20 protein-coding genes, 1 tRNA gene and 1 pseudogene are annotated in these 20,648 nt (G+C 70.8%); 7 read left to right on the top strand and 15 right to left on the bottom strand.

Annotated features, from left to right (window positions below; genetic code table 11):
• Positions 1 to 59 precede the first annotated feature (59 nt).
• On the top strand, positions 60 to 1,223 hold the full coding sequence (gene galK, locus AQJ67_RS28670) for a galactokinase (RefSeq protein ID WP_062722205.1): 1,164 nt from the start codon (positions 60 to 62) through the stop codon (positions 1,221 to 1,223).
• A 27-nt stretch (positions 1,224 to 1,250) separates the two neighbouring features.
• On the opposite strand, the gene AQJ67_RS28665 is transcribed toward galK, so the two are convergent.
• Entirely contained in the window at positions 1,251 to 2,207 is a 957-nt protein-coding gene (locus AQJ67_RS28665) for a hypothetical protein (RefSeq protein ID WP_062722204.1), read from the bottom strand.
• Between the two features lie 300 nt (positions 2,208 to 2,507).
• On the opposite strand from AQJ67_RS28665, the gene AQJ67_RS28660 reads away from it, so the two are divergent.
• Entirely contained in the window at positions 2,508 to 3,227 is a 720-nt protein-coding gene (locus AQJ67_RS28660; RefSeq protein WP_062722203.1) for a hypothetical protein, read from the top strand.
• Here AQJ67_RS28660 and AQJ67_RS28655 read toward each other — a convergent pair.
• Complete coding sequence (locus tag AQJ67_RS28655; protein ID WP_159058841.1) at positions 3,201 to 5,327, bottom strand: NACHT domain-containing protein; 2,127 nt, start codon at positions 5,325 to 5,327, stop codon at positions 3,201 to 3,203. The genes AQJ67_RS28660 and AQJ67_RS28655 overlap by 27 nt on opposite strands.
• A 142-nt stretch (positions 5,328 to 5,469) precedes the next feature.
• Between AQJ67_RS28655 and AQJ67_RS28650 the strand changes: the two are divergent.
• A pseudogene (locus AQJ67_RS28650) lies at positions 5,470 to 5,982 on the top strand (FAD-dependent monooxygenase); the annotation flags it as partial.
• Here AQJ67_RS28650 and AQJ67_RS28645 read toward each other — a convergent pair.
• Positions 5,963 to 6,418, bottom strand: coding sequence for a GNAT family N-acetyltransferase (locus AQJ67_RS28645; RefSeq protein ID WP_079056236.1), 456 nt, complete (start codon positions 6,416 to 6,418; stop codon positions 5,963 to 5,965). The pseudogene AQJ67_RS28650 and the gene AQJ67_RS28645 overlap by 20 nt on opposite strands.
• Before the next feature lie 281 nt (positions 6,419 to 6,699).
• Between AQJ67_RS28645 and AQJ67_RS28640 the strand changes: the two genes are divergently transcribed.
• Positions 6,700 to 7,467: a LuxR C-terminal-related transcriptional regulator gene (locus AQJ67_RS28640; RefSeq protein WP_062722201.1), complete on the top strand. Its 768-nt coding sequence runs from the start codon at positions 6,700 to 6,702 to the stop codon at positions 7,465 to 7,467.
• 502 nt (positions 7,468 to 7,969) lie between these two features.
• Here the strand turns inward: AQJ67_RS28640 and tamR are convergent.
• Positions 7,970 to 8,467: a MarR family transcriptional regulator TamR gene (gene tamR, locus AQJ67_RS28635; protein WP_062722200.1), complete on the bottom strand. Its 498-nt coding sequence runs from the start codon at positions 8,465 to 8,467 to the stop codon at positions 7,970 to 7,972.
• A gap of 102 nt (positions 8,468 to 8,569) precedes the next feature.
• On the opposite strand from tamR, the gene AQJ67_RS28630 reads away from it, so the two are divergent.
• Positions 8,570 to 9,379: a trans-aconitate 2-methyltransferase gene (locus tag AQJ67_RS28630; RefSeq protein WP_062722199.1), complete on the top strand. Its 810-nt coding sequence runs from the start codon at positions 8,570 to 8,572 to the stop codon at positions 9,377 to 9,379.
• A 24-nt stretch (positions 9,380 to 9,403) separates the two neighbouring features.
• Here the strand turns inward: AQJ67_RS28630 and AQJ67_RS28625 are convergent, their stop codons facing one another.
• Both AQJ67_RS28625 and AQJ67_RS28620 read right to left on the bottom strand, forming a co-directional pair.
• On the bottom strand, positions 9,404 to 9,652 hold the full coding sequence (locus AQJ67_RS28625) for a type II toxin-antitoxin system RelE family toxin (protein WP_062722198.1): 249 nt from the start codon (positions 9,650 to 9,652) through the stop codon (positions 9,404 to 9,406).
• Positions 9,649 to 9,903, bottom strand: a complete 255-nt coding sequence (locus AQJ67_RS28620; protein WP_062722197.1) for a type II toxin-antitoxin system Phd/YefM family antitoxin — start codon at positions 9,901 to 9,903, stop codon at positions 9,649 to 9,651. Before AQJ67_RS28620 ends, AQJ67_RS28625 begins: the two co-directional genes overlap by 4 nt.
• Positions 9,904 to 10,031: 128 nt before the next feature.
• Here AQJ67_RS28620 and AQJ67_RS45700 point away from each other — a divergent pair, with 128 nt between their 5' ends.
• On the top strand, positions 10,032 to 10,205 hold the full coding sequence (locus tag AQJ67_RS45700; protein ID WP_079056235.1) for a CsbD family protein: 174 nt from the start codon (positions 10,032 to 10,034) through the stop codon (positions 10,203 to 10,205).
• A 73-nt stretch (positions 10,206 to 10,278) separates the two neighbouring features.
• Here the strand turns inward: AQJ67_RS45700 and AQJ67_RS28615 are convergent, their stop codons facing one another.
• Positions 10,279 to 10,956 (bottom strand): TetR/AcrR family transcriptional regulator, encoded by a 678-nt coding sequence (locus AQJ67_RS28615; RefSeq protein ID WP_062722196.1) that lies wholly within the window; start codon positions 10,954 to 10,956, stop codon positions 10,279 to 10,281.
• Positions 10,953 to 11,963: an acyl-CoA desaturase gene (locus tag AQJ67_RS28610; RefSeq protein ID WP_062722195.1), complete on the bottom strand. Its 1,011-nt coding sequence runs from the start codon at positions 11,961 to 11,963 to the stop codon at positions 10,953 to 10,955. Before AQJ67_RS28610 ends, AQJ67_RS28615 begins: the two co-directional genes overlap by 4 nt.
• A gap of 309 nt (positions 11,964 to 12,272) precedes the next feature.
• On the opposite strand from AQJ67_RS28610, the gene ppc reads away from it, so the two are divergent.
• The gene (ppc, locus tag AQJ67_RS28605) at positions 12,273 to 15,014 is read left to right on the top strand and encodes a phosphoenolpyruvate carboxylase (RefSeq protein ID WP_062722194.1); all 2,742 of its coding nucleotides are present in this window, start codon (positions 12,273 to 12,275) and stop codon (positions 15,012 to 15,014) included.
• Positions 15,015 to 15,085: 71 nt separating this feature from the next.
• On the opposite strand, the gene AQJ67_RS28600 is transcribed toward ppc, so the two are convergent.
• The 7 genes from AQJ67_RS28600 to AQJ67_RS28570 form a co-directional block, all read right to left on the bottom strand.
• Entirely contained in the window at positions 15,086 to 15,763 is a 678-nt protein-coding gene (locus tag AQJ67_RS28600) for an LPXTG cell wall anchor domain-containing protein (protein WP_062722446.1), read from the bottom strand.
• A 136-nt stretch (positions 15,764 to 15,899) separates the two neighbouring features.
• Positions 15,900 to 16,388: a hypothetical protein gene (locus AQJ67_RS28595; protein WP_062722193.1), complete on the bottom strand. Its 489-nt coding sequence runs from the start codon at positions 16,386 to 16,388 to the stop codon at positions 15,900 to 15,902.
• Positions 16,389 to 16,453: 65 nt separating this feature from the next.
• On the bottom strand, positions 16,454 to 17,056 hold the full coding sequence (gene pth / locus AQJ67_RS28590) for an aminoacyl-tRNA hydrolase (protein WP_062722192.1): 603 nt from the start codon (positions 17,054 to 17,056) through the stop codon (positions 16,454 to 16,456).
• Between the two features lie 70 nt (positions 17,057 to 17,126).
• Positions 17,127 to 17,720: a 50S ribosomal protein L25/general stress protein Ctc gene (locus AQJ67_RS28585; protein ID WP_062722191.1), complete on the bottom strand. Its 594-nt coding sequence runs from the start codon at positions 17,718 to 17,720 to the stop codon at positions 17,127 to 17,129.
• 188 nt (positions 17,721 to 17,908) lie between these two features.
• Positions 17,909 to 18,889 (bottom strand): ribose-phosphate diphosphokinase, encoded by a 981-nt coding sequence (locus AQJ67_RS28580; RefSeq protein WP_062722190.1) that lies wholly within the window; start codon positions 18,887 to 18,889, stop codon positions 17,909 to 17,911.
• A gap of 75 nt (positions 18,890 to 18,964) precedes the next feature.
• On the bottom strand, positions 18,965 to 20,413 hold the full coding sequence (gene glmU, locus AQJ67_RS28575) for a bifunctional UDP-N-acetylglucosamine diphosphorylase/glucosamine-1-phosphate N-acetyltransferase GlmU (protein ID WP_079056234.1): 1,449 nt from the start codon (positions 20,411 to 20,413) through the stop codon (positions 18,965 to 18,967).
• 123 nt (positions 20,414 to 20,536) lie between these two features.
• Positions 20,537 to 20,612, bottom strand: a tRNA-Gln gene (locus AQJ67_RS28570).
• Positions 20,613 to 20,648 lie beyond the last annotated feature (36 nt).

Genomic DNA, 20,648 nt, shown 5'->3' with positions numbered 1-20,648 from the left:
ACGGCCGTACGTTCCACGGCCGCTGCGGCCGGTACAGCAGGGAAGGTCAGGGTCAGGGGATGAGCGTCGACACGGCAGCCGCGGTCGCCGAGCGGTTCAAGGAGCTGTACGGGGCCGAGCCGGAAGGAGTGTGGGCCGCGCCGGGCCGGGTCAACCTGATCGGCGAGCACACCGACTACAACGACGGCTTCGTCATGCCGTTCGCACTGCCGCACACCGCGCTCGCCGCGGTCTCACGACGCGAGGACGGCGTGCTGCGCCTGCACTCGGCGGACGTCGAGGGCGGGGTGGTCGAGCTGCGCGTCGAGGAGCTCGAACCCGAGTCGGACCGGAACTGGACGGCGTACCCGTCGGGTGTGGTCTGGGCACTGCGCGCCGCCGGGCACGCGGTGACCGGCGCCGACATCCATCTGTCCTCGACGGTCCCGGCGGGCGCGGGTCTGTCGTCGTCGGCGGCCCTGGAGGTCGTGGTCGCGCTCGCGCTCAACGACCTGTACGACCTCGGCCAGAAGGGCTGGCAGCTGGCCCGGCTGTGCCAGCGCGCCGAGAACATGTACGTCGGCGCCCCGGTCGGGATCATGGACCAGACGGCGTCCGCGTGCTGCGAGGCCGGCCACGCCCTGTTCCTCGACACCCGGGACCTCTCCCAGAAGCAGATCCCCTTCGACCTCGCGGCCCTGGGGCTGCGCCTGCTGGTCGTCGACACCCAGGTCAAGCACTCCCACAGCGAGGGCGAGTACGGCAAGCGCCGCGCGGGCTGCGAGAAGGGCGCGGCGCTGCTCGGCGTGAACGCGCTCCGGGACGTCGCCTACGACGACCTGGACGCGGCGCTCGACCGGCTCGGCGACGACGAGGAGGTGCGCCGCCTGGTGCGCCACGTCGTCACCGAGGACCAGCGCGTCGAGCGGGTCGTCGCCCTGCTGGAGTCCGGTGAGACCCGGGCGATAGGCCCGGTCCTGACCGAGGGCCACGCCTCGCTGCGGGACGACTTCCAGGTCTCCTGCCCCGAGCTGGACCTCGTCGTGCGGGCGGCGAACACGGCCGGCGCCCTGGGCGCCCGGATGACGGGCGGCGGCTTCGGCGGCTCCGCGATCGTGCTGGCGGAGGCGACCGACGTCGAGACCGTCACCAAGGCGGTCGAAGAGGCCTTCGCGGCGGCCGGGTTCACGGCACCGAGGGTCTTCGAGGCGGTACCGGCGGCGGGGGCCCGGCGGGTCGGCTGAGTCGAGGCGTGGAGGTCGGGGCCGTTCCTAAGGGAGCGGCCCCGTCCTCGTGCCCGGGCGGATGTTTCCCGCGCGGGAGAAGAGCAGAGGGAGCGCACCCGTCCTCGGAAGGCGGCGGGGGCGGTCCGGGCGGGCCGGCCCGCGGTGGGGTGCCAGAAGTGCGCCGACGAGGGTCAGGGCCAGGTGGGCGGTCAGGGGGTCCGCGGTTCCGTAGTGGGCGCGGAAGCGGGCGCGCAGGCGCTGGATCCGGGTGGCCAGGTCGGTGAGGGAGAAGGCGTGCAGGGTGGCGCTGGTGGTGAGGCCCTCGGCGCGGTCGAGGGGGAGGTCGTGGAGGTCGTCGAGGAGTTGGAAGACGTACCCCAGCTCGGTGAGCAGGGCGCGTTCCGGCGCTGACATGCCGGGGCGGAGCAAGGAGAGCAGGGCGACCATGCCGAGGCCGCCCTTTCCTCTGGTGATCTCCAGGACCTCCGGCAGGGGGAGGCCCGGGTCGCGCTGGGCTCGGGAGCGCAGCTGGAAGGTGTGCAGTTCCCGCAGGACGGGATGGACCGGGTCGTCGGGCGGGTGGGGCAGGCGTACGGCGATGGCGTCGTGCAGCAGGAGCAGCAGTTCCTCCAGGCGGCTGTGCGGGGCGAAGGGCTCGCCCGCGAACAGCGAGGCCAGGTCCGTGTCCAGGCCCGCGCGGTCGCCGTGGTCGACGAGGTCGTCGTAGAGGCGGGTGAACGAGCTGCCCAGGACGGTCAGTTCGGCGTCGAAGGGCACGCGGGCCATGGACGCGTATCCCCACAGGGCGAAGCCCACCTTCACGCCGGTGCTGAGCAGGGTCGCGTGGATCCGGCGCCGCTCCTCGGCGTCGGGCACGGTGCGCTCGACGAGCGGGAGCACCGCACGGTCGTACGCGGGCACCAACTGCCGGGAGTCGACGCACAGGAACCGGACGAGCGAACCCCAGCCCCGCGCCGCGACCGCACACCGTAAGACCGCCACCGCATCACGTCGTGTGTCGCTCCTGGCCTCCCCCATGCCGTGAAGCCTTACCGTGGCCCAGCGCGCGTAGTCCATCCGGATGCGCGCCGTGCGCCCCTCGCGCGTCCGACAGGGGGTGAGGCCGCGCGGCGTTCGGGTACGGTCTAAACGGGGGAACAACCGGTCCGGAATGGACGGTCGGATGTGGAGACTTCACCAGGAGCAGTCGAACCGTCAGGCCCGCCCGGCGGCCGTCGGGGCGCCGTGCCACGGCCTGACCTGCAAGTACCGCTGTATCCACCGGGTTCACGACCGGCGGCCGTGGCCAGAGCGCTGCTCGTACGGCTGCGCACGCCCCGCTTCGCCGAGGCGCAACGGTCGACGCGGCGGGGCTTCGCCCTGATCCTGGTGCTCTGGGCCGCCGCGCAGTTCGCGGTCGGCCCCGGGGCGCGGCCGTACCTGACGTGGGCCGCCGCGGCACTGGCGTTGTGGCTGCTGGCCCGGGTGTTCGCGCTGGGCCGGACCGAGAAGCGGCAGCGCCAGTACGAGCAGCGGTGGCTCGCGGGGCAGACCGCGGCCCTGCGGGACACCTGGTTCGAGGTCGTGCGCTGCACGGTGCGGCACCGGCAGGGGCCGGGGCAGGGACGCTGGGAGGAGTCGGGCTACGAGCTGGCGTCCCGCGAGGACGTACGCGAACTCCTCGCCCGGCAGACGGCGGAACGGAAGTCGGGCCGGTCGTCCAAGGTGACCGTCGAGTTCCGGTTCGCGCTGCCCGGCCGGCAGTACGAGGCGCTCGCGGCGGCGCACGCGGACCTCACGGACGTCGAACTGGTCGTCACCGACCGGCAGTTGCCCTGCGGCAGGGTCCGCTTCCCCACCGCCGCCTACCACGCCGAGACCCCGCCCGGCCGGCAGGGCGGGTACTGGCCGAGCCGCACCACCTTCTGGGTCCTGGGCGAACCCCTGCTCTTCACGGCGTCGCCCGACGGGCTGCCCGCCGCACCGGCCGACTCGTCAGCCGGCGGCCGACTGATCGGCTAGGGGGTCCGGGGAGCCCGTCGGACGGTCCGCGGCCAGGTGGTGCTGGAGGCTGGCGTGCCGGAACTGGTAGTGCGCGCCCGTGGAGCGCAGCACGCCCAGCCGGTACGCGTCGTCGAGGAAGGTCACCAGGTGCCAGGGCGTACGGCGGTGCCAGGCCAGCCACCACCGGGCCGTGTTGAAGTGGCCCCAGGCGCTGGTCGACAGCACCACCATGCCGAGCCCGACCCCGGCGAGCAGCGCGCCGACCAGGGCGCCGACCACGCCCGTCGTCGCTGCGGAGGCCGAGAACACCAGGTCGTAGCGCGCCTTGTGGATCCCGGCCGTGGCGAGGAAACCGCCCACGGCCGCACCCGCCAGGGAGCCGAACAGCCACGCGTACAGCACCGCGTCCCGGTCGTCCCGCAGTGACCTTCGCGGGGTGATCGCGTGCTTCGGCTCGGTGGGGCGGGTGAACCGGCGCGCGGTCGCGAAGACGACACCGAAGGCGAGCCCGGCCGCGATCCCGTACGTCACCGAGTACAGCAGTCCGGCGATCAGACCGCCGGTGACCAGCCCGATCAGGCCGAAGCCGAGGTCGAGCAGCAGGGGGCGCAGGACCAGCCGGGGCTGCTGTGCGGTGCGGCGGGGCACGAAGCGCCGGGGCGGCTCGGTGCGCAGCAGGCCGAGGAGCGGGCTGAAGACGACGCCGACGCCCGCGCCGAAGAGGGCGCCGAACGCGGGCCGCCCGAAGAGACCGAACAGCAGCAGGCCGAGGAGGCAGCAGCTCACCGTGCCGATCACACCGGGGACCACGACGAACGGGTAGCGGGGCACCCCGGCCAGCCCGCGCAGTTCCCACCAGCTCAGGTCCGCGGCACCGTGCTCGCCGTCGCGGCGCCGGGAGTCCAGCCGGGACGCGAGGAACCGGAGGTACCCGAGGGCCGCGGGCGCCGGCCAGTAGCGGGCGGGCCGCCCCGGATTGCCGTCGTCGGCCCCCACGGGCGGTGACTCGAAGAGGACCGGGACGAACATGTCGAGCAGATACGCCTCGATCGCCTCGCTCGTACCGAACCGACCGGAGTCCAGCAGGTCACGCGGGGTGCTGCCGCGGGGCTGGTAGGTGGCACGGGCCAGGAACAGCATCAACGGCCGGGACAGGGCGGTGGCCAGCGGTCCCGTCGGATCGCTGCGCAGACTGCGCAGGACCGGATCCCAGCGCTCCAGGTCGTCGGGGAAGTGGGACTCCAGATACGTGACGGTGTCCTCGGCGGCGACGGGCAGCAGCCGTACGACTCGGGTGTCCGGCAGGGGCTCCTCGGCCGTCGTCGCGTGGAACTGCTCCGTACGGCAGGTCAGGACGGTGTCCGTCGGCAGGTGTGTGTTCTCCCGCAGCGCGCGCAGCACCTGGCCCCGCGCCTCGGGAGGCAGTTCGTCGAGGCCGTCGAGGAGCGGCAGCAGCCGGCGGTGGACGAGGAGTTCCCTGGCCGCGCCGCTGCCGTACTTCGTCGTGTCGCCGAGGAAGCCGTAGTCCTCGGTGAGACGGCGGACGATCCAGTCCTGGAAGCTCGTCTCCGGGTCCCACGCGGACAACTGGAGCAGCACGGGGATGCGTCGCAGGTCGCCCCGGCGGCACAGCGCGAGGGTCAGATCGACGCACAGGCCCGTCTTGCCGGAGCCGGCGTCACCGACGACGACCAGGCGGGAGGGGCGGGCGAGGTAGTCGTCGATCAGGGTGTCGAGCGTGCCGTGCCGGGTCGACGGGGCACCAGCAGGGGTGCCGGCGGGCGTGCGGGAGCGGGGTTCACGGACGGTGTCCCACAGCACGGGGATGCGGTCCACCGCGAGATGCTGCTTGCGGCGGCCGGCCTCGGTCGTCCAGTGCCGCTCGACCGCGTGGTTCAACGCGGCCGCGGCGGCGTCGAGCCGTTCACCCTCGCTGCGCTCGGCGTTCCACGCCCAGGTGCGCTGGACGAGGGATCTGGCCGGTGAGGCGATCAGCAGGGTCCCGCCGATCCCCAGGGCCGCCGTCACCGGCTCCAGTCCGAACCGGATCACCGCCCAGACGGCCACGGCGATCCCGGCCAGCCAGAGAGCCATGGTCCACCGCTCTCTGCTTGTCATGCAGTCATGAAATCCCAACTCAACCTGGCCGTCCATAGGGTGACGGATCATCGGGGCGCGGAGGGGATCCGGGGCACGGTTCCTCCCCGGCCCCCCGAAGAGCCGCCACCACCAGCCCTTCGACCTCGCCCCGCGCCACCCTCCGCCCGGTCGCCCGTTGAAGCGGTACTCCGCCCCCTTGGACGCCGTACGCCGCCGCTTCGGCACCTGGCACGACCCCGTCCCCGCCCTCCTCGCGGCCACCCGCCCCACCGACGTCCTCCACCACGACGTCCACGAACTCGCCGTCCCGCTACCGTCCTACACCGCCGGCCGGGTCGCCCTGCTCGGCGACGCCGCCCACGCCATGACCTCGAACCTCGGGCAGGGCGCCTGCCAGCACTTCAGGACGCGGTCGTCCTGGCCGCCGCGCTCACGACCGAGCCCACGGCCGAGCAGGCCCTCGCCCGCTACGACGCCGAGCGACGCCCCCCGCAGTCAGGCGGTCGCGCGGGCCGCGCGGCGGGCCGGGCGCATGGGGCACCGGCTCACCCACCCGGTCGCCGTCGCCGTACGCGACGCGGCCGTCCGCCTGACCCCGTTCGCCCTCGCCCAGCACGGCCTGCTGCGCCACCACGCCTGGCCGCCCCCGCGGCTCACCCCAGCCGCTTCGTGAGCGTGTACTCCGTGATCCCCGGCGGATAGTCCGGGATCACGCACACCACGTCGTACCCCTGCTTCTTGTAGAACTCCGGCGCCTGGAAGTCCCACGTCTCCAGGCGTACGGCCGTGCAGCCCCGTTCGTCGCGGGCCGCGCGCTCGGCGTGCGCGAGCAGTCGCGAACCGAGGCGGGCGCCGCGGTGGTGTTCGTCGACCCAGAGGTACGTGACATGGAGCCAGGTGGTCCAGGTGTGACCGACGAGTCCGCCCGCCACTGCGCCGGCGTCGTCCAACGCCCAGACCTGGAGCGGACGTTCGCGTTCACCTGGGGTTCCGCGCAGGGCGCGCAGGATCGGGGAGGCCGCGGTGTTGGTGTCCCGCAACCGCCGACGGAGCAGATCGTGCCGTGATTTGTCGACTTCTGTCTCCAGACGAAACATGCGGCTCACCATAAACGCGTCGGCCAACCAGTTCTGCAAATTACCTTCCGCTCCCGCCACCCGGCCGTACTCTGATGAACGGCACCGGTGGGGGCCGGTGCTGATCAGGGGGCGAGACAGGTCGGGTTCGACGCCCGAAGTGGGGGTAGCGGTTCCTGCACGGCGGCGGCCGTGCGGCCATCCACGCTTCGGGCGTCGTGCCCGCGACGGTGTTCGTCTCCCCGGTGTCGTCCTCATGACGATGGGGTATCCCCTGCTCTTCGAGTCTTCGGGAGCTTGGGGAAGGGGGTTCCGTGGTTCGCATCCGAGTCCTGGTCGTCGACGACCATCGCATCTTCGCCGAGTCGCTCGCCGCCGCCCTGGCGGCCGAGCCCGACGTCGACGTCTCCGCCGCCGGCAGCGGTCCGGCGGCGCTGCGCAGCCTGGAGCGGGCGGCCGCCGAGGGACGTCGGTTCGACGTGCTCCTCGTCGACGCCGACCTGGGCGGCAACGTCCAGGGCATCCGCCCCGCCGTGCCGGTCCAGGAGGTGAGCGAGGACGGGCTCGTCGACGGCATCTCGCTCGTCGCCGGGGTCCGCACCGCGCAGCCCGCGGTACGGATCGTCGTCCTCGCCGAGAAGGACGATCCGCGCCGGGCCGCGCTCGCCCTCCAGGCCGGGGCCTCCGGGTGGGTGGCCAAGGACTGCTCGCTGTCCCGGCTGCTCACCGTCATCCGCGGGGTGCTGCGCGACGAGACCCATCTGCCGCCCGCCCTGCTCACGGGCGTCCTGCGCGAGCTGACGGCCGCGCGCAAACACCGCACCGAGAGCGAACGCCTCGTGGAGTCCCTGACCCCACGCGAACGCGAGGTCCTGCGCTGCATGGTCGCCGGCCTCGGCCGCAAGGCCGTCGCCGAACGCCTCTACCTCTCCCCCCACACCGTCCGCACCCACATGCAGAACGTCCTCGGCAAACTGGGCGTCCACTCGACCCTCGCCGCGGTCGCGCTCGCGCGCCGGGCTGGGGTGGGGCCGGTGGATCTGACGGGGGATGTTGTCGAGCGGGGCGGGCAGTTGGCGTAGGGGGCGCAGCTGGACCTGGACCTGGACCTGGACCTCGACCTGGAGCTGGTTTCGGGGGCGCGAGCCGCCGCGCCGGGGGTGTTGTCCGCCGGGCGGTCGGCTGCCGCGGCAGGTCGGCGAAGGCCTGGGCAGTGTCGTCGAGGCCGCCTTCGGGGTCCGCGAGGTGGAGCACCGCGCGCCGTGCGGGGGCCGGGTCGGGAGAGCCTGTCGGAGACTGGTCGAGCAGGCCTCGCCGCCACCGCGGCCGCCCTCGGCCTGGCAATGCGGCCGGTTCGCGAGGCGAGTGAGGGCCGGCTCCACGACCCGCCTCGCGTGAAGCCCTCGCTGGGACGCGGGCGACTGCGTCGGGCCGGGCGCTGGGCCCCGCTGGACCACATCCGCCGGACGGGCCGAGCAACGACACGACCCTGCGACCGCGGAGCGCACACCGGCCGGCCCGCCGACAGCCCGGACCTGCCACCGCGCCGGCACGGCGGAACTCGGCGGGGCCCCTGCCGACGCCCTACCCGGGGATGTTGTCGAACGGCGCCGTCAGCTGGCGCAGCAGGCCCGCCAGTTCGCCGCGCTGGGCGCGGGAGAGTTCCGCGAGGATCGCGCGTTCCTGGTCGAGGAGGCCGGCGAGGGCCTGGTCGGCGCGGTCGCGGCCCTCGGGGGTGAGACGGACCAGGACTCCGCGTCGGTCGCTGGGGTCGGGGAGGCGTTCCACCAGGCCCTTCTTGGCCAGGCGGTCGATGCGGTTCGTCATCGTGCCCGAGGTGACCAGGGTCTGGGTCAGGAGCTGGCCGGGGGAGAGCTGGTACGGCGTCCCGGCGCGCCGGAGCGCGGTCAGTACGTCGAACTCCCAGGGCTCCAGGCTGTGCTCGGAGAAGGCCAGCCGCCGGGCGCGGTCCAGATGCCGGGCCAGTCTGCTGACCCGGCTGAGCACCTCGAGCGGTTCCACGTCGAGGTCCGGGCGCTCCCGGCGCCACGCTGCGACCAGCCGATCGACCTCGTCCTCCATGACGATCAGTGTAGTGGTTGTGTCGACGTGAAGTCTCTTGACGTCAAGATATCCAGAAGGGCAGGCTGGAGGGCGACCGACCGAGCGTCAGGAGGCCTTCCCATGTCCGCCGCCGCCCCCACCTGGGACCCCGCCCAGTACCTGCGTCACGCCGGCCACCGAGCCCGCCCCTTCGTCGACCTCCTCGCCCAGGTCCCCGACCTCCCCGGCGACCACCCCCGCATCGCCGACCTCGGCTGCGGACCCGGCAACGTCACCGCCCTGCTCGCCGAACGCTGGCCCGGCGCCCACATCACCGGCTACGACAACTCCGCCGAGATGCTCGACAGGGCCCACGTCGAGCACGAGGGCCCCACCCCGGGCGGCGGCCGCCTCGACTTCGCCCACGCCGACGTACGGACCTGGACGCCCGACGAGCCGTACGACCTGATCGTCAGCAACGCCACGCTGCAGTGGGTGCCGGACCATGTGGAGCGTTTCGGCGCCTGGGTGGCGGGTCTGCGGCCCGGCGGCACCTTCGCCTTCCAGGTCCCCGGCAACTTCGACGCCCCCAGCCACCGCCTCATGCGCGACCTCGCCCACCGCCACGGCCTCACCGACACCCTGCGCCACGACGACGCCGTCCTGGCCCCGCGGGACTACCTGGCCCGACTGGTCGACCTCGGCTGCACGGCGGACGTGTGGGAGACGACGTACGTCCACCTCCTGACCGGTGAGGATCCGGTGCTGGACTGGGTGAAGGGGACGGGGCTACGGCCGGTCCTCACCGCCCTCGCCGACGAACCCGAGACGCGGGACGCCTTCCTCGGTGAGTACCGGGAGGCTTTGCGCGAGGCCTATCCGGCCGGCCCGCACGGCACCCCCTTTCCGTTCCGGCGTATTTTCGCGGTGGCCGGTAAGGGGGTGCGGTGATCGCTCGCCGTTACAGGGCGGGGCTCAGGATGTGCGGCCCAGATGGGTGACGAGGATATGGATCACTTCGTCGTCGATGACGTACAGGACGCGGTAGTCGCCGACACGGAGGCGGCGGATGTCGACGCCGTAGGCGACGGAGTTGACGGGGCGAGGATTGTGCGCCAGCCCGTCGATGGCGTTCAGAGTCGCGGCCAGACCTCTCGGGTCTTCCTTCAGGAAGCGGGCGGCGGCGTCGAGGGCGTGCGGTTCGAAGATGATCTCGTAGGTCACGGACGCTCAAGCCCCAGTCGCTTGCGAACCTCGGCCATGGGGATGCCCGGTCCGAGCGTGCCCTCCGCCTTGCGTCGCTGATAGTCCGCGACGGCCAGGGCGTCTTCGAGATCCTCTATCACCTGCGGCGAGACGAGCAGCGCCGCCACGTGCCCGTGGTCGGTGATGGCGATGGTCTCGCGGCTGTGCGCCGCGCGCCGGACCAGGTCGCCGAGCTGGGAACGGGCCGAGCTGATCGTGATCTCAGTCATGCGCACATGATGGCACAAGGTTAATCTTGCAGTCCATTGAGTTCAGGTCCGGGCGCACTGTTTAAGCGCCGCGATGTCAGGTCACCCGCCCAGTGACCCGACGTCGACCCTCGCGAGGAGTGAGGAACGTGGCGAAGGAAGAGAAGACCCGCGCCAAGAAGGAACAGGTCAAGGGCAAGGCCAAGGAAGCCATGGGCCGTATGGCCGGCAACGAGCGGATGACCGCCGAGGGCAAGGCCGACCAGATGAAGGGCGACGCCCGGCAGGCGAAGGAGAAGGGCAAGGACACCTTCAAGCACTGAGCACGGCCAAGCACTGAGCACGGCCAAGCGCTGAGCACGGCCAAGCGCTGAGCACGTCCAAGCACTGAGCACGTCAGCTCTTGCGGTGCCCTATCAAGCGCGGCTTCGCCTCCAGCCCGTCCAGCCCGTGCCAGGCCAGGTTCACCAGATGCGCCGCCACCTCCGCCTTCTTCGGACGGCGGACGTCCAGCCACCACTGGCCGGTCAGGGCGACCATCCCGACCAGGGCCTGCGCATACAGCGGGGCGAGCTTGGGGTCGAAGCCGCGGCTCTTGAACTCGCGGCCCAGGATGTCCTCCACCTGGGTCGCGATGTCCGAGATCAGCGAGGCGAAGGAACCCGTCGACTGGGGGATGGGCGAGTCACGGACCAGGATCCGGAAACCGTCCGTGTACTCCTCGATGTAGTCCAGGAGCGCGAACGCCGCCTGTTCGCACAGCTCACGCGGGTGGCCGGCCGTCAGGGAGCTGGTCACCATGTCCAGCAGGCGCCGCATCTCGCGGTCCACCACCACCGCGTACAGCCCCTCCTTGCCGCCGAAGTGCTCGTACACCACCGGCTTGGAGACCCCGGCCTTCGCCGCGATCTCCTCCACCGACGTGCCCTCGAAGCCCTTCGCGGCGAACAGCGTGCGACCGATCTCCAGCAACTGCTGGCGCCGCTCCGCACCGGTCATCCGGGTACGGCGGGTCCGCCGAGGCTTGTCGTTGCTGGGAGTACTGCTCGAGTCGGTCGCCACGGCGTCAATCATGCCGCCTTGACAGGCTCCTTCCGGCGCCGGGAGCCGCCTTCCCCGGTGTTCCGGCGCGAATCGATACGCGAGCGTGACGGCCAGCGCACGTCGGACGCCCAGCCCAGCATCTCGAACCAGCGGATGAACCGGGCCGAGGAGTCGATCTGGCCCCGCTCCACACCGTGCCGCGCGGAGGTGGGGTCGGCGTGGTGCAGGTTGTGCCAGGACTCACCGCACGAGAGCACCGCCAGCCACCACACGTTGCCCGAGCGGTCACGCGACTTGAACGGCCGCTTGCCCACCGCGTGGCAGATCGAGTTGATCGACCAGGTCACGTGGTGCAGCAGGGCCACCCGGACCAGGGAGCCCCAGAAGAAGCCGGTGAACGCGCCCCACCAGGACATCGTCACCAGACCGCCGATCAGCGCCGGCAGGGCCAGCGACAGCACGGTCCACCAGAGGAACTGACGGGAGATGCCGCGGATCGCCCGGTCCTTGATCAGATCCGGCGCGTACTTCTCCTGCGACGTCCGCTCCTCGTCGAACATCCAGCCGATGTGCGCCCACCACAGGCCCTTCATCAGCGCCGGGACCGTCTCGCCGTACCGCCACGGCGAGTGCGGGTCACCCTCCGCGTCGGAGAACTTGTGGTGCTTGCGGTGGTCGGCGACCCAGCGGACCAGCGGGCCCTCCACCGCCATCGAGCCCGCGACGGCGAGCGCGATCCGCAGCGGACGGTTCGCCTTGAAGGAACCGTGGGTGAAGTAGCGGTGGTAGCCGATCGTGACGCCGTGGCAGGCGAAGAAGTAGAAGAAGACCAGCAGACCGAGGTCCAGCCAGCTCACTCCCCAGCCCCACGCCAGCGGCACCGCGGCGGCGAGCGCCAGGAACGGGACGACGATGAAGAGGAGAAGCGCGAACTGCTCGAGCGACCCCTTCTTCTCGCCGCCGAGCGTGGCTGAGGGCAGTTGGGTGTCGTCGTTCGCCTTCGGGGCGTCTTCGATCACATCGGAGCTCGTGGTCATGGGCGTCCCCTGTGGGGTTTCGAGGGTTGTGGCAGGTGCCGGGGTCGCTGGAACTGTTCCCAGGTTCCGTTACATCGGTCCCTACGGTTCCGTAACCTACGGCGTCGTAAGTATGGCAGTGCGTCGCCCGGCGGCAAGAGCCCGAGAGACTGCGCGTCCGCATGGACACCTATCCTTGGAGTCGGTCGGACAGCGCGGTCCGCTCTGATTTCTTCCCGGATGTCAGGAGCCGTATGCGGCCCAGCCGCGCGGCCCCAGGCGCCGGGTTCCCCTCCCGGACGAGCTTCAACACTGCAAGGAGCCGCACCTGTGAGCAGTGCCGACGACCAGACCGTGTCTCAGGAGACCACCAGCACCGAACTGCGTGCCGACATCCGCCGACTGGGTGACCTCCTCGGCGAGACCCTCGTCCGCCAGGAAGGCCCCGAGCTGCTGGAGCTCGTCGAGAAGGTCCGCCGCCTCACCCGAGAGGACGGCGAAGCCGCCGCCGAGCTGCTGCGTGGCACGGAGCTGGACACCGCGGCCAAGCTGGTCCGCGCCTTCTCCACCTACTTCCACCTGGCCAACGTCACCGAGCAGGTCCACCGGGGCCGCGAGCTGCGCGCCCGCCGCGCCGCCGAGGGCGGCCTCCTCGCCCGTACGGCCGACCGCCTCAAGGACGCCGACCCCGAGCACCTGCGCCAGACGATCCAGCACCTCAACGTGCGCCCCGTCTTCACCGCGCACCCCACCGAGGCCGCCCGCCGCTCGGTCCTCAACAAGCTCCGGCGTGTCGCCGCCCTCCTGGAGACCCCGGTCCTCGAAGGCGACCGGCGCCGCCATGACACCCGACTGGCCGAGAACATCGACCTCGTATGGCAGACGGACGAGCTCCGCGTCGTACGCCCCGAGCCCGCCGACGAGGCCCGCAACGCCATCTACTACCTCGACGAACTGCACGCCGGCGCCGTCGGCGACGTCCTGGAGGACCTCACCGCCGAACTGGAGCGCGTCGGCTACAAGCTGCCCGACGCCACCCGCCCCCTCACCTTCGGCACCTGGATCGGCGGCGACCGCGACGGCAACCCCAACGTCACCCCCCAGGTGACCTGGGACGTCCTGATCCTCCAGCACGAGCACGGCATCAACGACGCCCTGGAGATGATCGACGAGCTGCGCGGCTTCCTGTCGAACTCCATCCGCTACACCGGCGCCACCCAGGAGCTCCTCGACTCCCTCCAGGCCGACCTCGAAGCCCTCCCCGAGATCAGCCCCCGCTACAAGCGCCTCAACGCCGAGGAGCCCTACCGGCTCAAGGCCACCTGCATCCGGCAGAAGCTGGAGAACACCAAGCTCCGCCTCGCCAAGGGCATCCCGCACGAGGCCGGCCGCGACTACCTCGGCACCGGCGAGCTACTCGAGGACCTCACGCTGATCCAGACATCCCTGCGCGAACACCGCGGCGGGCTGTTCGCCGACGGCCGCATGGACCGGATCATCCGCACGCTGTCCGCGTTCGGCCTCCAGCTGGCCACCATGGACGTCCGCGAGCACGCCGACGCCCACCACCACGCCCTCGGCCAGCTCTTCGACCGGCTCGGCGAGGAGTCCTGGCGCTACGCCGACATGCCCCGCGACTACCGCTCCAAGCTGCTCGCCAAGGAACTCCGCTCACGCCGGCCCCTCGCGCCCACCCCGGCGCCGGTGGACGCGGCCGGCGAGAAGACCCTCGGCGTCTTCCAGACCGTCAAGCGGGCCCTCGCCGTCTTCGGACCCGAGGTCATCGAGTCGTACATCATCTCCATGTGCCAGGGCGCCGACGACGTCTTCGCCGCCGCCGTCCTCGCCCGCGAGGCCGGTCTCATCGACCTGCACGCCGGCTGGGCCAAGATCGGCATCGTCCCGCTGCTGGAGACCACGGACGAGCTGAAGGCCGCCGACACCATCCTGGAGGACATGCTCTCCGACCCGTCCTACCGGCGCCTCGTCGCGCTGCGGGGCGACGTCCAGGAGGTCATGCTCGGCTACTCCGACTCCTCCAAGTTCGGCGGCATCACCACCAGCCAGTGGGAGATCCACCGCGCCCAGCGCCGCCTGCGCGACGTCGCCCACCGCTACGGCGTCCGGCTGCGCCTCTTCCACGGCCGCGGCGGCACCGTCGGCCGCGGCGGCGGCCCCTCCCACGACGCGATCCTCGCCCAGCCCTGGGGCACCCTGGAGGGCGAGATCAAGGTCACCGAGCAGGGCGAGGTCATCTCCGACAAGTACCTCGTGCCCTCGCTGGCCCGCGAGAACCTGGAGCTGACGGTCGCGGCGACCCTGCAGGCCTCCGCCCTGCACACCGCCCCGCGCCAGTCGGTCGAGGCGCTCGCCCGCTGGGACGCCGCGATGGACGTCGTCTCCGACGCGGCCCACGCCGCCTACCGGGCGCTCGTCGAAGACCCCGACCTGCCGACGTACTTCCTCGCCTCCACGCCGGTCGACCAGCTCGCCGACCTGCACCTGGGCTCGCGGCCCTCCCGCCGCCCCGGCTCGGGCGTCTCGCTCGACGGACTGCGCGCCATCCCGTGGGTCTTCGGCTGGACCCAGTCCCGGCAGATCGTCCCCGGCTGGTTCGGCGTGGGATCGGGGCTGAAGGCGCTGCGCGAGGCCGGCCTCGACACCGTGCTCGACGAGATGCACGAACAGTGGCACTTCTTCCGCAACTTCATCTCCAACGTCGAGATGACGCTCGCCAAGACCGACCTGCGGATCGCCGCCCACTACGTCGACACGCTGGTGCCGGACGAGCTGAAGCACGTCTTCGACACCATCCGCGCCGAACACGATCTGACCGTCGCCGAGGTCCTCAAGGTCACCGGCGAGCAGGAACTCCTCGACGCCCAGCCGGTCCTCAAGCAGACCTTCGCCATCCGGGACGCCTACCTGGACCCGATCTCCTACCTCCAGGTCACCCTCCTCAAGCGCCAGCGCGACGCCGTGGCCGCCGGAGAGACAGCCGACCCGCTGCTCTCCCGCGCCCTGCTGCTCACCGTGAACGGCGTGGCGGCCGGCCTGCGCAACACCGGCTGACGCACTGGAAGAACGACGGTGCCCCCTGCTCGTGCGAGCAGGGGGCACCGTTCGTCTCACCACCCGGGCCGTCAGGCCCTACGACGCCGGAACGCCAGGTAGCCGCCCGCGCCCAGCAGCGCGGCGGCCGCCGCGGACAGCAGGCCCACCGGCGCGCCGTTCCCGGTCTCGGCGAGGTCGCCCTCACCACCGCCCTGCGGCGACGGCGACGCGGCCGCCTCGCCCGGCGCCGACGGGCTCGCGGAAGGCTCCTCCGTGGACTCGCCCGGCGTCTCGGAAGGCGACGCCGACGCGGACGGCGTCGCGGTCGTACCGCCGCCCTCCTCCTCGTCCTCGCAGTCCGTCCAGAACACCTTGTGCTTCGCGGACCCGTTCTCGCCCTCGAAGTTCCAGAACAGCTTGTAGTGCCCGTCGGGCAGTGTCATGTCCGCCGTACGGCCATGACCCTCGCCGTCCAGCGTGATCGCACCGGACTTCACGGTCTCGCCCTTCACGGCGGCCGTCGGCGCCCAGGCCTCGATGTGCCAGGAGACCTGCTGCACGCTGTCGAAACCGAACGCGTCCAGGTAGAACTCGCACACGTGCGGCTCGTTCTTGCGCAGTTCCTCGCCAGTGGTGGCGTCATGGATCTTGACGGTGCCGTTGTCGCCACCGGAGGCAGTCGCTGTGGCGTGGGCGGCGGCCGGCGCGGACAGCAACGCGGCCGCGGCGACGGCGGACAGAGCGCCGACGCGGTTGAGGGTACGCATGAGGCAGTAGTCCATCTTCGAGAAGGAACGGGAAGATGTGGAGGGGGCGGCTCAGCATCCAGCCCGGACTGACCCCCGGTCAATCACGAACAGACAACACTCAGATCCTCCACAGACATGGAGAACGGCCAGGACCTCAGACCGTCACGAACGCCGCCGTCAGCAACGCGATCCCCGACCCCGCCAGCACCCACGCCATCCGCGTCCGCCGCAGCCCACCTGCGACGACGACCGCGGCCAGCAACAAGGCGCCACCCAGCGGGACCCACGCGTACAGCACACCCGCCGGCCCCGACCGCACGACGTCGTCACTGCCCGGCTTCACCACAACCGTGTACGTCTGCCCCTTGCGCACCGCCACGGTCTTCTCGATGACCACCGACCCGCGCGCCCGCGACCCCGCCGAGATCGGCGCGTACGGCCCACTGCACGTGTCCGCGCCACACCGCGTCACCTTGATCGTGCCGCTCTCCCGGCCCTTCGTGAGCATCACGTGCTGCGCGCTGCCCCACGACGCCCACACGCCCGCGATCAGAATCAGCACCGCGACCGTACCCATCGCCGCGAACCGCCCGAACCGCAGCGCCGTGAAAGCGCCCTGACTGGAGACAACGGCAGAAGGCATGGCCGCGATCCTTGGCCATGCCCCTACGCCCGGTCAACCTCGGCCCGGCCGACCGGCCGGACAAGTCACGAGTTGTACGTGCTTTGCGCCCGCTCCAACCCCTCGATCACCAGGCACTCCACCGCGTCCGCGGCCCGGTCCACGAAGTAGTCCAACTCCTTGCGCTCCGCGGACGAGAAGTCCTTCAGCACGAAGTCCGCGACCTGCATACGACCCGGAGGGCGCCCGATGCCGAACCGCACCCGGTGGTAGTCGGCACTCATCGCCTTCGTCATCGACTTCAGGCCGTTGTGCCCGTTGTCACCGCCGCCGAGCTTCAGCCGCAGTGTGCCGTGGTCGATGTCCAGCTCGTCATGGATCGCGACGATGTTCGCGAGCGGCACCTTGTAGAACTCGCGCAGGGCGTTCACCGGCCCGCCCGAGAGGTTCATGTAGGACATCGGCTTCGCGAGAATCACCCGCCGGTTCAACGGCCCCGGCGGACCGATACGGCCCTCCACCACCTGCGCCTGAGCCCGGCCGGCCCGCTTGAACCTCCCCCCGAGCCGATCGGCCAGCAGATCGGCCACCATGAACCCGACGTTGTGCCGGTTCATGGCGTACTCGGGCCCGGGATTGCCGAGGCCCACGATCAGCCACGGGTCATTGGCGCCGGTAGTCACGTCCACGTCTCCCTTGATACACGTCGGCCGCTGCCCCGCACGGGAACAGCGGCCGACCAACCGATGACAGCGAGGATCAGGCCTCGGCGACTTCCTCGCCCTCGGCGGCCTCGCCCGCGGCCTCCTCGGCCTGCGCGGCCAGCACCTGAAGGACGACAGCGTCCTCCTCGACGGCCAGCGTGGTGCCCTTCGGCAGCGTGATGTCCTTCGCCAGGACGGAGGCGCCGGCCTCCAGGCCCTCGACGGAGACCGTGACCGACTCCGGGATGTGCGTGGCCTCGGCCTCGACCGGCAGCGCGTTCAGCACGTGCTCCAGCAGGTTGCCACCCGCCGCCAGCTCACCCTCGGTGTGCACCGGGATCTCGACCGTGACCTTCTCGCCGCGCTTCACCAGCAGCAGGTCGACGTGCTCAAGGAAACCCTTGATCGCGTCACGCTGCACGGCCTTCGGGATCGCCAGCTCGTTCGACTTGCCGTCGATGTCCAGCGCGATCAGGACGTTCGGCGTACGCAGCGCCAGCAGCAGCTCGTGGCCGGGAAGCGTGAGGTGCAGCGGGTCCGCGCCGTGGCCGTACAGCACACCGGGAACCTTGCTGTCACGACGGATACGACGGGCGGCACCCTTACCGAACTCGGTACGGGTCTCAGCGGAGATCTTGACCTCGGACATACGGATCACTCCTCGTAGAAAACTAGAGACGGACGTGGTCACCCGGCCACGAACGGCCTGCTACGAAGAGCGCGTCGATAACGGACAGCCGGCACCTGAACCAACAGGTACGGCCTCCCTCGCCGAGCAACTGAAGCAGTCTACTCGGACAGGGAGGCCGCACCCAAAAGGATCTTTACCGCGGATTCCTACTGCTCGTCGAACAGGCTCGTCACCGAACCGTCCTCGAACACCTCGCGTACCGCGTTCGCGACCGTCGGCGCGATCGACAGCACCGTCAGCTTGTCGAGGTCCCGGCTCAGCTCACCCGGCGTCGGCAGCGTGTTCGTGAACACGAACTCGCTCACCCGGGAGTTCTTCAGCCGGTCCGCCGCGGGACCCGACAGCACACCGTGCGTCGCGGTGACGATGACGTCCTCCGCGCCGTGCGCGAACAGCGCGTCGGCGGCCGCGCAGATGGTGCCACCGGTGTCGATCATGTCGTCGACCAGCACACACACCCGGCCCTTGACCTCACCCACGACCTCGTGGACGGTCACCTGGTTCGCGACGTCCTTGTCCCGCCGCTTGTGCACGATGGCGAGGGGAGCACCGAGCCGGTCACACCAACGGTCCGCGACCCGCACACGCCCGGCGTCCGGGGACACCACGGTCAGCTTCTCCCGCTCGACCTTGCGGCCCACGTAGTCCGCGAGCAGCGGAAGCGCGAAGAGGTGGTCGACCGGGCCGTCGAAGAACCCCTGGATCTGGTCCGTGTGCAGATCCACGGTCAGGATCCGGTCCGCGCCCGACGTCTTCATCAGGTCCGCGATCAGACGCGCCGAGATCGGTTCACGCCCACGGTGCTTCTTGTCCTGCCGCGCATAACCGTAGAACGGCACGATGACCGTGATGGAGCGGGCCGACGCGCGCTTCAGCGCGTCGATCATGATCAGCTGCTCCATGATCCACTGGTTGATCGGAGCCGTGTGGCTCTGGATCACGAAGCAGTCCGCACCACGCGCCGACTCCTGATAACGGACGTAGATCTCACCGTTGGCGAAGTCGAAGGCCTTCGTCGGGACAACCCCGACACCCAACTGCTGGGCGACCTCCTCGGCAAGCTCGGGGTGGGCGCGGCCGGAGAAGAACATCAACTTCTTCTCGCCGGTCGTCTTGATCCCGGTCACAGCTGTCTCCTCAGAGGTGTCTCAACAGGGTGTGCACTTATCACGGTACGCCGTGTTTGGCGCACCCGTTTCCGGTCAGTCTTCGCTCTCGACCTGCCGCGACGCCGCCTCGGCCGCCTTCGCCGCCGCGCTGCCTGGACGCTTACGAGCCACCCAACCCTCGATATTCCGCTGCTGACCGCGGGCCACGGCCAACGAGCCGGGCGGCACGTCCTTCGTGATCACGGAGCCCGCCGCGGTGTAGGCGCCGTCCCCGATCGTGACAGGAGCCACAAACATGTTGTCCGAACCGGTACGGCAGTGAGAGCCGACCGTCGTGTGGTGTTTGTCCTGTCCGTCATAGTTCACGAAGACACTCGCGGCACCGATGTTCGAGAAGTCGCCGATCGTCGCGTCACCGACGTACGAAAGGTGAGGCACCTTCGTCCCCTCACCGATCGAGGCGTTCTTCGTCTCGACATACGTACCGATCTTGCCCTTCGCGCCCAGCCGCGTCCCCGGCCGCAGATACGCGAACGGCCCCACGGACGCCTGCGCCCCGACCACGGCGCCGTCGGCCACGGTGTTGTCGACCCGCGCCCCCGCGCCCACCCGGGTGTCCTTCAGCCGGCTGTTCGGACCGACCTCCGCACCCTCACCGAGATGCGTCGAGCCCTGGAGCTGGGTACCGGGGTTGACGACGGCGTCCTGCTCGAACGTGACGGTCACGTCGACCCACGTCGTCGCCGGATCGACCACGGTGACGCCGGCCAGCATGGCGGCCGTCAGCAGCCGGTCGTTCAGGATCCGACGGGCCTCGGCGAGCTGCACACGGTTGTTGATGCCGGCGATCTCACGGTGATCGGCGGCGACGGAGGCACCGACCCGATGGCCGGCCTCACGCAGGATCCCGAGAACGTCGGTCAGGTACTCCTCGCCCTGGCTGTTGTCCGTACGCACCTTCCCGAGGGCGTCGGCCAGCAGCTGCCCGTCGAAGGCGAAGACCCCGGAGTTGATCTCACGGATCGCCCGCTGCGACTCGGAGGCGTCCTTGTGCTCGACGATCGCCGTCACCGCACCGGACGCCCCGTCCCGCACGATCCGCCCGTACCCCGTCGCATCCGGGACCTCGGCCGTCAGCACGGTCACCGCGTTGCCGTCCGCGGAGTGCGTGGCCGCGAGGCGGGTCAGGGTCTCGCCGGTGAGAAGGGGAGTGTCACCGCAGACGACCACGACGGTTCCGTCCACGGTCCCGCCGAGCTCCTCCAGAGCCATCCGTACGGCGTGACCCGTACCGTTCTGCTCCGCCTGCACGGCGGTGCGTACTCCGGGGTCGATCTCACCGAGATGCGCGGACACCTTCTCCCGCGCGTGCCCCACGACCACGACCAGGTTCTCGGGCCGCAACTCACCCGCGGCGGCCAGCACATGACCGACGAGGCTGCGTCCACAGAGCTCGTGCAGAACCTTGGGTGTGGACGACTTCATACGGGTGCCCTCACCCGCTGCGAGAACGACGACGGCTGCCGGGCGAATGGCGCTCACGGGATGCCCTTCGGCTGTGGAGGGGGTGGGGTGACATCCGCAGGATACCGGGGTGTTTCGTGGGGGACATGAGAGCGGGCCCTGACTTGGCTGTCAGGGCCCGCTCCGAGGTCTTGTGTGCTGTGGCTCCCCCGCAAGGATTCGAACCTTGTCCTGCTGGTACCAAAAACCAGTGTGCTGCCAGTTACACCACGGGGGACAGCGAGTCAGACCTTACCGGAGACGTGATTGAGCG

It is taken from the genome of Streptomyces caeruleatus, assembly GCF_001514235.1.
Classification (GTDB): Bacteria; Actinomycetota; Actinomycetes; order Streptomycetales; family Streptomycetaceae; genus Streptomyces; species Streptomyces caeruleatus.
Note: the sequence above shows the minus strand (reverse complement) of the source record. Positions and strands in the feature narration are given on the sequence as shown.

Excerpts from the sequence above, each read along its gene's own strand:
- AQJ67_RS28645 (WP_079056236.1), bottom strand. The coding sequence starts at position 6,418 with ATGGTGAGCCGCATGTTTCGTCTGGAGACAGAAGTCGACAAATCACGG.
- AQJ67_RS28610 (WP_062722195.1), bottom strand. The coding sequence starts at position 11,963 with ATGACCACGAGCTCCGATGTGATCGAAGACGCCCCGAAGGCGAACGAC.
- AQJ67_RS28600 (WP_062722446.1), bottom strand. The coding sequence starts at position 15,763 with ATGCGTACCCTCAACCGCGTCGGCGCTCTGTCCGCCGTCGCCGCGGCC.
- tamR (WP_062722200.1), bottom strand. The coding sequence starts at position 8,467 with ATGGAGGACGAGGTCGATCGGCTGGTCGCAGCGTGGCGCCGGGAGCGC.
- AQJ67_RS28630 (WP_062722199.1), top strand. The coding sequence starts at position 8,570 with ATGTCCGCCGCCGCCCCCACCTGGGACCCCGCCCAGTACCTGCGTCAC.
- AQJ67_RS28655 (WP_159058841.1), bottom strand. The coding sequence starts at position 5,327 with ATGACAAGCAGAGAGCGGTGGACCATGGCTCTCTGGCTGGCCGGGATC.
- AQJ67_RS28595 (WP_062722193.1), bottom strand. The coding sequence starts at position 16,388 with ATGCCTTCTGCCGTTGTCTCCAGTCAGGGCGCTTTCACGGCGCTGCGG.
- AQJ67_RS28620 (WP_062722197.1), bottom strand. The coding sequence starts at position 9,903 with ATGACTGAGATCACGATCAGCTCGGCCCGTTCCCAGCTCGGCGACCTG.
- AQJ67_RS28585 (WP_062722191.1), bottom strand. The coding sequence starts at position 17,720 with ATGTCCGAGGTCAAGATCTCCGCTGAGACCCGTACCGAGTTCGGTAAG.
- AQJ67_RS28615 (WP_062722196.1), bottom strand. The coding sequence starts at position 10,956 with ATGATTGACGCCGTGGCGACCGACTCGAGCAGTACTCCCAGCAACGAC.
- galK (WP_062722205.1), top strand. The coding sequence starts at position 60 with ATGAGCGTCGACACGGCAGCCGCGGTCGCCGAGCGGTTCAAGGAGCTG.